The organism is Streptomyces sp. AC555_RSS877 (assembly GCF_019049245.1).
In the GTDB taxonomy this organism is placed as follows: Bacteria; Actinomycetota; Actinomycetes; order Streptomycetales; family Streptomycetaceae; genus Streptomyces.
This window is the reverse complement of record NZ_JAGMUK010000038.1, coordinates 26,944-39,788: the sequence shown is the minus strand read 5'-3', so window position 1 is coordinate 39,788 and position 12,845 is coordinate 26,944. Positions and strand designations below refer to the sequence as shown.

Below are 12,845 nucleotides of genomic sequence, written 5' to 3'. Positions count from 1 at the left end.
GGCCCCCGTACTCCACCCGCACGGGCTGCCACGCCCCGCCAGGACGCTGGTCATGGGCGTAGTGAACGTGACGCCGGACTCGTTCTCCGACGGCGGGCTGTCGTTCGCGGCCGACGCCGCTGTCACGCACGGGCTCGCGCTGCTCGAACAGGGCGCGGACATCGTGGACGTGGGCGGCGAGTCGACCCGCCCCGGCGCGGCGCGCCCGCCGGTCGAAGAGGAACTGCGACGCGTCCTGCCCGTCGTCCGGGAACTCTCCGCGGCGGGCGCGATCGTGAGCGTCGACACCATGCGGGCGGAGGTCGCCGCACGCGCGCTGGACGCGGGTGCGCGGTTGGTCAACGACGTCTCGGGGGGCCTGGCCGACCCCGCGATGCTGCCGCTGATGGCCCGGGCGGGCACGCCGTACGTGCTGATGCACTGGCGTGGCCACTCCGCCGGCATGCGGGCGAACGCCGTCTACGACGACGTCGTCACCGATGTGCTCGACGAGCTGCGCCTGAGGATCGACGCCGCGCTGGAGGCGGGGATACCGCCCGACTGCCTGACCGTCGACCCGGGGCTGGGCTTCGCCAAGACGCCCGACCACAACTGGGAGCTGCTGGGCCGCCTGGGGGACTTCATGGCCCTGGGGCACCCCGTCCTCGTGGGCGCGTCACGCAAGTCGTTCCTGGGCAGTCTGCTGGCCGACCGTACGACGGGGCAGCCCCGCCCCGCGCGGCTGCGCGATGCCGCGACCACCGCCGTGTCCGTACTCGCCGCCGCCCAGGGCGTCTGGTGTCTGCGCGTGCACGACGTCGCGTCGACGGCGGACGCGGTACGTGTGACGGCCCGCTGGGGCGTCGAGGCGGCGGCGTCGGAACGGTGGCCGCTGGGCTGAACGCGGCGGAGGCCGAACGCGGCGGATGGTGAACGCCGCTGGGCCGAGCGCCCCTGCGGACCCTCAGCCCAGATAGCCCATCCGGTGGCTGATCTCGTCCGCGCCACTGATCAGCACGGGTGCGATCTCGCGGATGCGTTCCTCGGTGAAGCGGTACGCGGGGCCGGAGGCGCTGAGCGCGGCGATGACATCGCCGTCGCGGGAGCGGATCGGGGCCGCCAGGGCCTGGAGTCCGATCTCGAGCTCCTCCAGCGTCACGGCGTACCCACGCTCCCGCGCCTCGGCGAGGTTCTTCTCCAGCTTCGTCCTGGCGGTCAGGGTGTGCGGTGTGTGCTTCTGCACCGTGGTCGCCGCGAGCACGGCGTCGCGCTCCTTCGCCGGCAGATGAGCCAGCAGGATCTTGCCGCTCGACGTAGCGTAGACCGGGGTGAGCTGGCCGACCCAGTTGTGCGTGCCGACGGCGCCCGGACCACGTACCTGATACAGGTTGACCGCGAAGTGCTCCTGCAGGACGGCGATGTTGACGGTCTCGCCGATCTCCTCACTGAGCCGCTCGCACACCGGGCGGCCCTGCTGGGTGATGTCGAGGCGGCCCGTGACCGCACCGGCCAGGCGTACGATCCCGAAGCCCAGCCGGTACTTGCCCCGCTCGGCCGTCTGCTCGACGAGTCCGCGCGCCTCCAGCGCCCCGAGCAGCCGGAAAGCGGTCGACTTGTGGACGTCGATCTCGGCCGCCACCTCGCTGACGCCCGCCTCGCCGCGCTGGGCGAGGATCTCCAGGACGCCGACGGCGCGGTCGACGGACTGCACCCCGTTCACCGCGGGCCCCGCTGTTTCGCTATCTGCGGTGTAGTTGCTCATGGCGCAACTATATGCACGGGTCTCCGTGGGGCTTCAAGGGGTTTGACGGGTCCTGTGGAGGCCGTGGGAGACGGGCGGCGACGGCTGGATCCGGCCGCCCGCATGGTCGCACGGCCCACCGGGTCAGCGGAAGACCACGGTGCAGTGGCCGTTCACCAGCACCCGGCTCTCGCTGTGCCACTCGACGGCGCGGGCGAGTACCTGGGCCTCGACGTCACGGCCCATGGTGACCAGCTCGTCAGGGGCGCGGGAGTGGTCCACGCGGACGACGTCCTGCTCGATGATCGGGCCTTCGTCGAGGTCGGATGTGACGTAGTGCGCTGTGGCCCCGACGAGCTTGACGCCGCGTTCGTGCGCCTGGACGTACGGCTTTGCGCCCTTGAAGCTGGGGAGGAAGGAGTGGTGGATGTTGATGGCCCGGCCGTCGAGCTGCTTGCACAGGTCGTCGGAGAGGATCTGCATGTAGCGGGCCAGCACCACCAGGTCGACGTCCAGTTCTCGCACGAGTTCCATCAGCCGTGCCTCGGCGTCGGCCTTGGTGTCCTTGGTCACCGGGATGTGGTGGAAGGGGATGCCGTAGCTCTCCGCCAGTGGCTCGAAGTCGCGGTGGTTGGAGACGATCGCGGGGATCTCGATGTTGAGCGCGCCGGTGGACTTGCGGAACAGCAGGTCGTTCAGGCAGTGGCCGAACTTCGACACCATGATCAGCATGCGCGTCGGGGTCGAGGCGTCGTGCAACTGCCAGGTGATCCCGTATGCCTGGCTCACCGGCCCGAAGCCGGTGCGCAGATCCTCCAGGGAGATGCCGGGGTCCGAGAGGTCGAATTGCACCCGCATGAAGAAGCGGTCCTGCAGTCGGTCGTCGAACTGCCGGCTCTCCAGGATGTTGCCCGAGTGACTCACGAGAAAGGTGGTCACGGCGTGGACGAGGCCGGCCTGGTCGGGGCAGGAAAGGGTGAGGATGAACTCACGGCCGGGCCGCGGTCGAGGAGACATGTCTTTCTCCGTCGTCGAGTGGTGCGAATTGCGCAACATGGTGAGCGATACGCAACATGATTGAATGGGTGCGACCGCGTGGTCAAGGGGTGGGCCGGCGGAAGTGGCCCCGGCGTTCCGAGATCTTCTCGGCGGCCGCCCACGCCACGGCGGAGACCTCCGGCAGTCGCTGCCGGGTCAGTCGGAGGGGTGGGTCCGAGGTGCTGAGTGCCGCCGGTACCTCTCCGCTGAAGGTGGAGACCGGTGCGGCCATCGCGTTCCGGCTCTTCTCGAACTCCTCGACGCTGTAGGCGCAGCCGCCTGCGCGGGCGCGCTTCAGCTGGGCCCCGAGGGTCTCGGGATCGGTGACGGTGCGCGGCGTGCAGCGCTCCAGGGGCACCGCGAGTCTGCTCGCGAGCTTGGACTCGGGCAGACGGTCCGGCGGTGCCTTGCCGCTGGGTGTCGCGTGCAGTGGCAAGGCACCGCCGGCCCGGCCGGTTGTGGGTGGTGGTGGCCGAGGCGCCGAGCACCTTCGATGGCTTGCCCCGCTCCTCCGTCTGCTCGACGAGCCCGCGCGTCTCCAGGGCGGTGGCCGGCCGGGACGCCCGGTGGACCGACTGCACCGGTGCCCGGGTCCGCGCCGCCCGCGGGAGTCGATGAGGGGCGTCGCGACAGCCTGCGCGAGAGCGGGCTCGAACCGTTCTGACCGGGTGACTCACCGCACCAGACGTCATGCGGCCGGCCGACCTCCTCGGAGGCCGGCCGCCGTATGCCTGTGTGCGCCGGGCGCCATGTCCGCGGGCGTCCGGCGTCCGTTTTTCCGACGGGATGGCGACTTCGCTCCGCCAGCCCCTTGACAGTGAGTGTCCGCGGGGAGACAGTTTTGTCGATCGTTGCTTATGGCGAAGGAAGTTGCGTTATATGCAACCTGAGCGGGGCTCGGCCGCCGGGCCCGGCCCGGGCCTCCGGAGAAGTTCTCTCCCTCCCCGCGTCGACCGCCCGGGGGGAAACCGACGTCCTCCCGCCATCCAGAACATCAGGCCGAAGATCCCGGAGATCGCATTCGGCCGTCCCCTCGACGAGGAGATCGACCGTGACACACGAGGTACGCGCCGTCGTGGCCCGCCAGAAGGCCGCACCGGTCTCGGTGGAGACCATCCTGGTGCCGGACCCCGGCCCCGGTGAGGCCCTGGTGCGGGTGCAGGCCTGCGGCGTCTGCCACACCGACCTGCACTACCGGGAGGGCGGGATCAACGACGAGTTCCCCTTTCTGCTCGGCCACGAGGCCGCGGGTGTCGTCGAGTCGGTCGGCGAGGGCGTCACCGACGTCGCGCCCGGCGACTTCGTCGTCCTCAACTGGCGTGCCGTCTGCGGCACTTGCCGGGCCTGCAGCAAGGGCAAGCCGTGGTACTGCTTCGCCACCCACAACGCCGGCCGGCCCATGACCCTGGCCGACGGCACCCCGCTGTCCCCGGCCCTCGGCATCGGCGCCTTCGCCGAGAAGACCCTGGTCGCCGCCGGCCAGTGCACCAAGGTCGACTCGACGGCCTTGCCCGCCGCGGCCGGTCTGCTCGGCTGCGGGGTGATGGCGGGGTTCGGCGCCGCGGTCAACACCGGCGGCGTGGGCCGCGGCGATTCCATCGCGGTGATCGGCTGCGGCGGCGTCGGCATGGCCGCGATCGCGGGCGCCAAGGTGGCTGGCGCCTCCCGCATCATCGCCGTCGATGTCGACGTGCGGAAGCTGAAATGGGCCGAGCAGTTCGGCGCCACCGACACCGTCGACTCCTCCCGGACCGACGCCGTCGAGGCGATCCGCGAACTCACCGGCGGCTTCGGCGCCGACGTCGTCGTCGACGCGGTCGGCCGCCCCGAGACCTTCAAGCAGGCCTTCTACGCCCGCGATCTGGCCGGCACCGCCGTCCTGGTCGGCGTCCCCACCCCGGAGCTGACCCTCGACCTGCCGCTGCTGGACGTCTTCGGCCGCGGCGGGGCACTGAAGTCCTCCTGGTACGGCGACTGCCTGCCCTCCCGGGACTTCCCCGCCCTGATCGACCTCTACCTCCAGGGCCGCTTCGACCTCGGCGACTTCGTCACCGAGACGATCACCCTCGACGACGTGGAGGCCGCGTTCGCCAAGATGCACCACGGCGACGTCCTGCGCTCGGTGGTGCTCCTGTGACCGCCCGCGTCGAACGCCTCGTCACCTCCGGCACCTTCGAACTGGACGGCGGCAGCTGGGAGGTCGACAACAACGTCTGGCTGATCGGCGACGACGAGGTCCTCGTCATCGACGCCGACCTGATCGCCGCCGCCATCGGCAACCGGGCGTCTGGCCGCCGTCGTGTGCACCCACGCCCACAACGACCACGTCAACGTCGCTCCGGCCCTGGCCGCTTGCTACGGCGCGCCCATCCTCCTGCACCCGGCCGACGCGGTGCTGTGGAAGACCGTGCATGGCCTGCGGGTGCCCGACTTCTGGGAGCTGATCGACGGCGAGGACCTGACCGTGGTCGGCACCGGGCTCCAGGTGCTGCACACCCCCGGCCACTCTCCCGGCTCCGTCTGCCTGTACGCGCCGGAACTGGGCGCCCTGTTCTCCGGCGACACCCTCTTCCAGGGCGGCCCCGGAGCCACCGGCCGCTCCTTCTCCGACTTCGACACGATCATCGCCTCCATCCGCGACCGACTGATCACCCTCCCCGAGGACACCGCCGTCCACACCGGTCACGGCCCCACGACCTCGATCGGGGCCGAGGCGCCCCACCTCGACGAGTGGATCGCCCGCGGCCACTGACCCGGCCGACACCTTTCACTACCAAGGCCCGTCACCGCACTACGAACCTGGAGGAAGACCATGGCGGCACAGCCGAAAGTGGTCATCATCGGCGCCGGCATCGTCGAGTGCGCCCTCAGCGACGAACTGACCGCACGCGGCTGGACGGACGTCACCGCTCTGGAGCAGGGCCCGCTCTGCGCCACGGGCGGCTCCACCTCGCACGCCGCGGCTGAGCCACGTGGGCGAGCTGGGCTGGGAGATCTACACCACCGCCGACCTCGGCGCCAGGCTGCGGGACACCCTGTGGGAGGCCGGGCAGGAGCTGGGCGTCATCGCGGCCGGCCGCAGCGCCTTCAACAGCCTGCGCCTGGAGAAGGGGTACCGCTCCTGGGGCGATGACGTGACCACGGAGCACAACCCGTATGAGGCCGGTCTCGGCTTCGCCGTCCGCCGGAACAAGGAGCACTTCACGGGCAAGTCCGCGCTGGAGGGCATCAGCGACGAGACGGTCACCCGCCGGCTCACCCCGTTGGCCGTCCAGAACCAGCAGTCCGTGGTGATGGGGCACCACCGACTACCCCATCGCCCTGTTCGACCCTCGCCGCGCGCGTCTGACATCTTCCGAAGGTGACGAGATGACCATTACGAATCTGCCGCCCAGCCTGATCCCCACGCTGTCCGGTGAGTACTACACCGACCCCGAGGTCTTCGCCCAGGAGCAGGAGCGGGTCTTCGAGGCCATGTGGTTCTGTGTGGCCCGCGCCGCCGAGCTGGACAAGCCCGGTGCCTTCCGCACCTGCCAGGTGGGCCGTGAGAGCGTACTGATCTCCCGCTCGCGGGACGGCTCGATCAAGGGCTTCCTCAACATCTGCCGGCACCGCGGCGCCAAGCTCTGCACCGAGGAGTCCGGTGAGGTCAAGCGCGCCTTCCAGTGTCCTTACCACGCCTGGACCTACGGCCTGGACGGCAAGCTGGTCGCCGCACCGAACCTGACGTCGATGCCGGACATCGACCGGACCGAGTACGGCCTGATCAACGTCCATGTGCGGGAGTGGCTCGGCTATGTGTGGGTGTGCCTCGCCGACGAGCCGCCCTCCTTCGAGGCCGACGTACAGGGCGCGATCGTCGAGCGGCTCGGCGACCTGGAGTCGATCGAGCGCTACGGCATCGACGACCTGAAGCTGGGCCGCCGCATCACCTACGACGTGAAGGCGAACTGGAAGCTCATCATCGAGAACTTCATGGAGTGCTACCACTGCGCCACGATCCACCCCGAACTCACCGAGGTGCTCCCGGAGTTCGCGGACGGCTACGCCGCCCAGTACTACGTGGGTCACGGCGCGGAGTTCGGTGAGGACGTCCAGGGGTTCACGGTGGACGGATCCGAGGGCCTGGACCGCATCCCGGGTGTCGCTGACGACCAGGACCGCCGCTACTACGCCATCACCGTCCGGCCCCAGGTCTTCATCAACCTCGTGCCCGACCACGTGATCTTCCACCGGATGTACCCGATGGCACCCGACCGTACGGTCGTCGAGTGCGACTGGCTGTACCTGCCGCACGTCGTGGAGAGCGGCAGGGACGTGGATGGTTCGGTGGAGCTGTTCCACCGGGTCAACCAGCAGGACTTCGACGCCTGCGAGCGCACCCAGCCGGCGATGAGCTCGAAGGCGTACGCCAAGGGCGGCGTGCTGGTGCCCAGCGAGCACCACATCGGCGAGTTCCACACCTGGCTGCAGAACAAGCTCGAGGTGCGGCCCACTCGCTGACCCCACCCCGGTACCGCCCGCTAACCTGCTGTTGTGGCCCCTCCGGCAGGTGGGCGGGCGATCGGGCTGTCCTCGAGCCATGGCGGCGGCATGTGGAGACCAGGGACGGGGAGAACGCGGCCGTCACAGGGGCCACCTGCCTGTTCGCGATCTACGACCCGGTCTCCGGCCACTGTGCCATCACCCGGGCCGGCCACCGTGGGCCGGCCCTGGTCCACCCCGACGGCTCCGTCGCGTTCCCCGACGTCCCGTTCTCACCCCCACTGGGCCTGGGCGCCGGCCTGCCGGTCGAGACCCCCGAACTCCAGGTGCCCGACGGTTCCCGGCTCGCCCTGTACACCGACGGACTCGTCGAGGACTGCGACCGGGACAGCGCCGTCGGCCTCGAACTCCTCAGGGACGCCCTGGCCCATCCCGGCCAGACCCCGGAACAGGCCTGCCAGGCGGTGCTTGACGCCCTGCTGCCGACCGCCTCGCGACGACATCGCCCTCATTGGTGGCCCGCCCCAAACGGCTCGCCCCGGACCGGGTCGCCGACTGGGACATACCCTCCGACCCCGCGGGGCCTGGACGAGATCGCGTTCACCGCCGAGCTCATCCTCGGCGAACTGGTCACCAACGCCATCCGCTGCGGCGGCGACCCCATCCGCGTCCCCGCATCTGCGCCGCGCGGCCACCACCGCCGAGGGCGGCATAGGGCAAGGTCATCTGGAGCGAACAGTCCCTGGACGCCGCCGAGACCGAGCCCGACGAAGCCATGAGCGACCTGTAGGTTGCGAATGGTGCAACGAAGAGCATCATTAGAAATTGATTTGCGACACCTCCCTTGACAATGCCGCACCACGCAGAAAGCATGTTGCGTATAGCGAGTGTCGTTGTGTTATGTGAGACAACTCCCCGTCTGGAGCCGGCATGAGGAGCATCACCGTCGTCGGAGCGTCGCTGGCAGGACTGAGCACGGTCCGCGCGCTGCGGGCAGAGGGATATGACGGCGAGATCGTCGTCGTGGGGGAGGAGCGCCACACTCCCTACGACCGACCCCCGCTGTCCAAGGGCTTCCTCAAGGGGGACATCGACGTCGAGGAGCTCGCGCTCGGCGACGCGGACGAGTACGAGGTTCTGGACGTGCAGTGGCTGCTCGGCGAGTGCGCCGTGCGGCTCGACCCCGTAGCCCGCACCGTCACCCTGGCCGGAGGACGGCATGTGCGCACCGAAGGTGTCGTCATCGCGACCGGCGCCAGCCCCCGCACCCTCCCTGGCACCGACGGGCTGGCGGGCGTCCACACCCTGCGCACCCTGGACGACGCCCGGGCCCTGCGCGCCGAACTGCTCGACGGCCTGCCCCGGGTCGTCGTCATCGGTGCCGGGTTCATCGGCGCCGAGGTGGCCTCCACCGCGCACCGGCTCGGGCTCCACGTGACGGTCGTCGAGGCGCTCCCCGTGCCCCTGGAGCGCCAACTCGGGCGTGAGATGGGGCTGGTGGTCTCCTCGCTCCACAGCGATCACGGGGTTCAGCTGCTGTGCGGAACCGGTGTGGCGGAACTGATCGGCGAGGACCGGGTCACGGGCGTACGGCTGGCGGACGGGCGGGTGCTGCCCGCCGACATCGTCGTGGCCGGCGTGGGCGTGCGGCCCAACACAGACTGGCTGGCCGGCTCCGGAGTGCAGGTGGACGACGGCGTGGTGTGCGACTCCGGCTGCTCGACAGGCATCCCGGGCGTGGTCGCCGTCGGTGACGTCGCCCGCTGCCCCAACCCGTTCACCTGGCGGCACGCCCGTATCGAGCACTGGAGCAACGCCACCGAGCAGGCGAAGACCGCCGCCCGCACGCTGCTGACCGGTGTGTCGGTCCCCGCCCCGCTCTCCGCGCCGTACTTCTGGTCCGACCAGTACCGGTCCCGCATCCAGGTCGCCGGGTACGTGGCCCCCGGCGCCGAGCCCGAGGTCGTCGAGGGCGACGTCGACAGCCGCATCTTCACGGCCGTCTACCGGCGTGAGGGCACTCCCGTCGCCGTCCTCTCCCTCAACCAGCCGAAGTTCTTCAACCGGCTCCGCCGTACCCTCGTCCCCGCCGCCGCGGCCGTCGCGTCATGACCTCCGTGCCCCAACTCTCCCTGGAACCCGCAGTGGAGAACGACACGAGCATTCCTCGGCACCTGCGTTACACCTGGGACCACGAGTGGCTCGCGGTGGACGAGGGCAACGCCACCGTCGGCATCACCGCGTTCGCGGCGAAGGTCCTCGGTGACGTCGTCCACCTCCGACTGCCCGCGGTCGGCTCCTGGGTCGAGGCGGGGGAGAGCTGTGGACGGATCGAGTCACTGACCGCCGTCAGCGGCCTGTACGCCCCCGCCTCGGGCCGGGTCCTGGAAGTCAACACCGCGCTGGCCGACGACCCCGGTGTCGTCAACGCCGCCCCCTACGCCGACGGCTGGTTGTTCAGGCTGCGAGTCGAGAACATCGCCGGCGCGCTGACCCCGGATGCCTACGCCGCCCACTGCGCCCACAGCCAAGGAGATCGCCGATGACCCTGTTCAACCAGGCCCTGCACGAGCTGGACCCGGCCATCGCCGCCGCGGTCGAGGCGGAGCTGAGGCGTCAGCAGTCCACCCTGGAGATGATCGCCTCCGAGAACTTCGCGCCGGTCGCGGTCATGGAGGCGCAAGGTTCGGTCCTGACGAACAAGTACGCGGAGGGCTACCCGGGCCGGCGCTACTACGGCGGCTGTGAGCACGTCGACGTGGCCGAGCAGATCGCGATCGACCGGCTCAAGGAGCTGTTCGGCGCCGAGTACGCCAACGTGCAGCCCCACTCAGGCGCTTCCGCCAACCAGGCCGCCCTGTTCGCCCTCGCCCAGCCCGGCGACACCATCCTCGGCCTGGATCTCGCACACGGCGGTCACCTCACCCACGGCATGAAGATCAACTTCTCGGGCAAGCAGTTCAAGGTCGTCCCGTACCACGTGGACGACGCCGGTCTCGTGGACATGGCCGAGGTCGAGCGGCTGGCCAAGGAGCACCGGCCGAAGGTGATCATCGCCGGGTGGTCCGCCTACCCGCGGCAGCTGGACTTCGCGGAGTTCCGCCGGATCGCCGACGAGGTCGAGGCGTACCTGTGGGTCGACATGGCGCACTTCGCCGGGCTGGTCGCGGCCGGGCTGCACCCCAACCCGGTCGAGTACGCGGACGTGGTCACCTCCACCACCCACAAGACGCTGGGCGGTCCGCGCGGCGGGATCATCCTCGCCAAGCAGGCCTTCGCGAAGAAGCTGAACTCCTCGGTCTTCCCGGGTTTCCAGGGCGGCCCGCTGGAGCACGTGATCGCGGCCAAGGCGGTCTCCTTCAAGGTCGCCGCGTCGGAGGATTTCAAGGAGCGCCAGCGCCGTACGGTCGACGGCGCCCGCATCCTCGCCGAGCGGCTGACGGCCGACGACGTCCGGGAGGCCGGGGTCAACGTGCTCTCCGGCGGCACCGACGTACACCTCATCCTCGTCGACCTGCGCGAGTCCGAGCTGGATGGGCAGCAGGCCGAGGACCGTCTCCACGAGGTCGGCATCACGGTCAACCGCAACGCCGTCCCGAACGACCCGCGCCCGCCCATGGTCACCTCGGGCCTGCGCATCGGCACCCCGGCCCTGGCCACCCGCGGCTTCACCGCCGAGGACTTCGCCGAGGTCGCGGACGTCATCGCCGAGGCGCTGAAGGCGCCTTCTCCCTTCGGGCAGGCCGACGTCCAGACGCTGAAGGCCCGCGTGAAGACGCTGGCCGACAAGCACCCGCTCTACCCCGGCCTGTAACCGACACCCTCCCGCAGGGGCGTGCCGCATCCTCGGCACGCTCCTCCAAGTCGCACGGAGTATGGCGTGGCAATCAGCGTCTTCGACCTGTTCTCCATAGGCATCGGCCCGTCCAGTTCGCACACCGTCGGTCCGATGCGCGCCGCCGGGATGTTCGTTGCCCGGCTGAAGCAGGACGGGGTGCTCGCCCAGACCGCCGCGGTGCGGGCGGAGCTGTTCGGCTCCCTCGGTGCCACCGGCCACGGTCACGGCACCCCCAAGGCGGTGCTGCTCGGCCTGGAGGGCAACCAGCCGCACACGGTCGACATCGCACGGGCCGACCTGGACGTCGAGCGAATCCGCTCCACCGGACGCATCCGCCTCCTCGGCACCGAGATCGGTACGGCCCACGAGATCGACTTCGACGCCTCGACCCAGCTGGTCCTGCACCGTCGGCGATCACTGCCCTACCACGCCAACGGCATGATCCTCTTCGCGTACGACGGCGACGGTGTGCCGCTGCTGGAGAAGACGTACTACTCCGTGGGCGGCGGCTTCGTGGTCGACGAGGACGCGGTCGGCGGGGACCGGATCAAGCCCGACGACACGGTGCAAGCACACCCGTTCAGCACCGGCGACGAACTGCTGCGCCTCACGAAGGAGAACGGCCTGTCGATCTCCGCGCTGATGCTGGAGAACGAGAAGGCCTGGCGCACCGAGGAGGAGATCCGTGCGGGCCTGCTGGAGATCTGGCGGGTCATGGAGGCATGTGTCGCACGGGGGCTGGGCCGCGAGGGCATCCTCCCCGGCGGTCTGAAGGTCCGTCGGCGGGCGGCTGCGGCGGCCCGGGCGCTGCGCAGCGAGGGCGACCCGGCGAGCCGAGCCATGGAGTGGGTGACTCTCTACGCGATGGCCGTGAACGAGGAGAACGCGGCGGGCGGCCGGGTCGTCACCGCACCGACGAACGGTGCGGCGGGCATCATCCCCGCCGTCCTGCAGTACTTCCTCGGCTTCGTGCCGGGCGCCGACGAGGACGGCATCGTGCGTTTCCTCCTCGCGGCGGGCGCCGTCGGTCTGCTCTTCAAGGAGAACGCGTCCATCTCCGGCGCCGAGGTCGGCTGCCAGGGCGAGGTCGGCTCGGCCTGCTCGATGGCCGCCGGTGGTCTCGCCGAAGTGCTCGGCGGCAGCCCCGAACAGGTCGAGAACGCCGCCGAGATCGGCATGGAGCACAACCTCGGCCTCACCTGCGATCCCGTAGGCGGGCTCGTCCAGATCCCGTGCATCGAACGCAACGGCATGGCCGCGGTCAAGGCCGTCACCGCCGCCCGGATGGCGCTGCGCGGCGACGGCCGCCACCACGTCTCCCTCGACAAGGTCATCAAGACCATGAAGGAGACCGGCGCCGACATGAAGGTCAAATACAAGGAGACCGCGCGTGGCGGCCTCGCCGTGAACGTCATCGAGTGCTGAGGAGCCGGACGGAGCGGACAGGGACGAAGCCGGAGAAAGGGCGGCAGCCATGCTCATCGACATCTACGGTCGCGTCGCCACCGACCTGCGGGTCTCGCTCACCGACGTGGGGGAGCACCCTGCGCCGCACGTACCGCATGCCGGAAGAGGGCCTGCGGTGGCCGGCCAGGCCCGACCTGCTCACAGGCGACGAGGTCGTAGGGCTGGTCCGGATCGCGGTCATCCGACTCGGCGTGGAGGAGGTCCGCTTCACCGGCGGCGAGCCGCTGCCGCGCCCCGGCCTCGTCGGGATCGTCGAGCGGTGCGTCGCCCTCGCATCGCGTCCTGCCGTCTGCATGG

General features: G+C 70.3%; 11 protein-coding genes and 3 pseudogenes. 11 read left to right on the top strand and 3 right to left on the bottom strand.

Going from position 1 to position 12,845, the window contains the following annotated elements:
• Nucleotides 1-52 precede the first annotated feature (52 nt).
• A complete protein-coding gene (gene folP / locus KUM49_RS16400; RefSeq protein WP_254401346.1) occupies nt 53-880 on the top strand; it encodes a dihydropteroate synthase in 828 nt (275 codons plus the stop codon).
• A 63-nt stretch (nt 881-943) separates the two neighbouring features.
• On the opposite strand, the gene KUM49_RS16395 is transcribed toward folP, so the two are convergent.
• The 3 genes from KUM49_RS16395 to KUM49_RS16385 all read right to left on the bottom strand — a co-directional run bounded on the left by KUM49_RS16395 (nt 944) and on the right by KUM49_RS16385 (nt 3,374).
• Nucleotides 944-1,741 carry an IclR family transcriptional regulator gene (locus KUM49_RS16395; RefSeq protein WP_217237587.1) on the bottom strand — a complete coding sequence of 266 codons (798 nt, stop codon included), beginning with the start codon at nt 1,739-1,741 and terminating at the stop codon, nt 944-946.
• Between the two features lie 123 nt (nt 1,742-1,864).
• Nucleotides 1,865-2,737, bottom strand: coding sequence for a formyltetrahydrofolate deformylase (purU, locus tag KUM49_RS16390; RefSeq protein WP_217237586.1), 873 nt, complete (start codon nt 2,735-2,737; stop codon nt 1,865-1,867).
• Between the two features lie 82 nt (nt 2,738-2,819).
• Nucleotides 2,820-3,374, bottom strand: coding sequence for an IclR family transcriptional regulator C-terminal domain-containing protein (locus KUM49_RS16385; protein WP_308406645.1), 555 nt, complete (start codon nt 3,372-3,374; stop codon nt 2,820-2,822).
• 435 nt (nt 3,375-3,809) lie between these two features.
• On the opposite strand from KUM49_RS16385, the gene KUM49_RS16380 reads away from it, so the two are divergent.
• The 10 genes and pseudogenes from KUM49_RS16380 to KUM49_RS50700 all read left to right on the top strand — a co-directional run.
• Nucleotides 3,810-4,895, top strand: a complete 1,086-nt coding sequence (locus KUM49_RS16380; RefSeq protein ID WP_217237584.1) for an S-(hydroxymethyl)mycothiol dehydrogenase — start codon at nt 3,810-3,812, stop codon at nt 4,893-4,895.
• Nucleotides 4,892-5,510 (top strand): annotated as a pseudogene (locus tag KUM49_RS16375) (MBL fold metallo-hydrolase). The gene KUM49_RS16380 and the pseudogene KUM49_RS16375 overlap by 4 nt, the downstream one beginning before the upstream one ends.
• Before the next feature lie 193 nt (nt 5,511-5,703).
• A pseudogene (locus KUM49_RS16370) lies at nt 5,704-6,057 on the top strand (sarcosine dehydrogenase); the annotation flags it as partial.
• 70 nt (nt 6,058-6,127) lie between these two features.
• Nucleotides 6,128-7,261 (top strand): aromatic ring-hydroxylating dioxygenase subunit alpha, encoded by a 1,134-nt coding sequence (locus KUM49_RS16365; RefSeq protein ID WP_217237583.1) that lies wholly within the window; start codon nt 6,128-6,130, stop codon nt 7,259-7,261.
• A 92-nt stretch (nt 7,262-7,353) separates the two neighbouring features.
• Nucleotides 7,354-8,022: a PP2C family protein-serine/threonine phosphatase gene (locus tag KUM49_RS16360; protein WP_217237688.1), complete on the top strand. Its 669-nt coding sequence runs from the start codon at nt 7,354-7,356 to the stop codon at nt 8,020-8,022.
• Between the two features lie 151 nt (nt 8,023-8,173).
• A complete protein-coding gene (locus KUM49_RS16355; RefSeq protein ID WP_217237582.1) occupies nt 8,174-9,355 on the top strand; it encodes an NAD(P)/FAD-dependent oxidoreductase in 1,182 nt (393 codons plus the stop codon).
• On the top strand, nt 9,352-9,789 hold the full coding sequence (gcvH, locus tag KUM49_RS16350; protein WP_217237581.1) for a glycine cleavage system protein GcvH: 438 nt from the start codon (nt 9,352-9,354) through the stop codon (nt 9,787-9,789). The genes KUM49_RS16355 and gcvH overlap by 4 nt, the downstream gene beginning before the upstream one ends.
• Complete coding sequence (glyA, locus tag KUM49_RS16345; protein WP_217237580.1) at nt 9,786-11,057, top strand: serine hydroxymethyltransferase; 1,272 nt, start codon at nt 9,786-9,788, stop codon at nt 11,055-11,057. Before gcvH ends, glyA begins: the two co-directional genes overlap by 4 nt.
• A gap of 66 nt (nt 11,058-11,123) precedes the next feature.
• On the top strand, nt 11,124-12,506 hold the full coding sequence (locus KUM49_RS16340) for an L-serine ammonia-lyase (RefSeq protein WP_217237579.1): 1,383 nt from the start codon (nt 11,124-11,126) through the stop codon (nt 12,504-12,506).
• A gap of 49 nt (nt 12,507-12,555) precedes the next feature.
• Nucleotides 12,556-12,832: pseudogene (locus KUM49_RS50700) on the top strand (GTP 3',8-cyclase MoaA); the annotation flags it as partial.
• Nucleotides 12,833-12,845: the final 13 nt, after the last annotated feature.

Excerpts from the sequence above, each read along its gene's own strand:
- folP (WP_254401346.1), top strand. The coding sequence starts at position 53 with ATGGGCGTAGTGAACGTGACGCCGGACTCGTTCTCCGACGGCGGGCTG.
- KUM49_RS16395 (WP_217237587.1), bottom strand. The coding sequence starts at position 1,741 with ATGAGCAACTACACCGCAGATAGCGAAACAGCGGGGCCCGCGGTGAAC.
- purU (WP_217237586.1), bottom strand. The coding sequence starts at position 2,737 with ATGTCTCCTCGACCGCGGCCCGGCCGTGAGTTCATCCTCACCCTTTCC.
- KUM49_RS16365 (WP_217237583.1), top strand. The coding sequence starts at position 6,128 with ATGACCATTACGAATCTGCCGCCCAGCCTGATCCCCACGCTGTCCGGT.
- KUM49_RS16355 (WP_217237582.1), top strand. The coding sequence starts at position 8,174 with ATGAGGAGCATCACCGTCGTCGGAGCGTCGCTGGCAGGACTGAGCACG.
- gcvH (WP_217237581.1), top strand. The coding sequence starts at position 9,352 with ATGACCTCCGTGCCCCAACTCTCCCTGGAACCCGCAGTGGAGAACGAC.
- glyA (WP_217237580.1), top strand. The coding sequence starts at position 9,786 with ATGACCCTGTTCAACCAGGCCCTGCACGAGCTGGACCCGGCCATCGCC.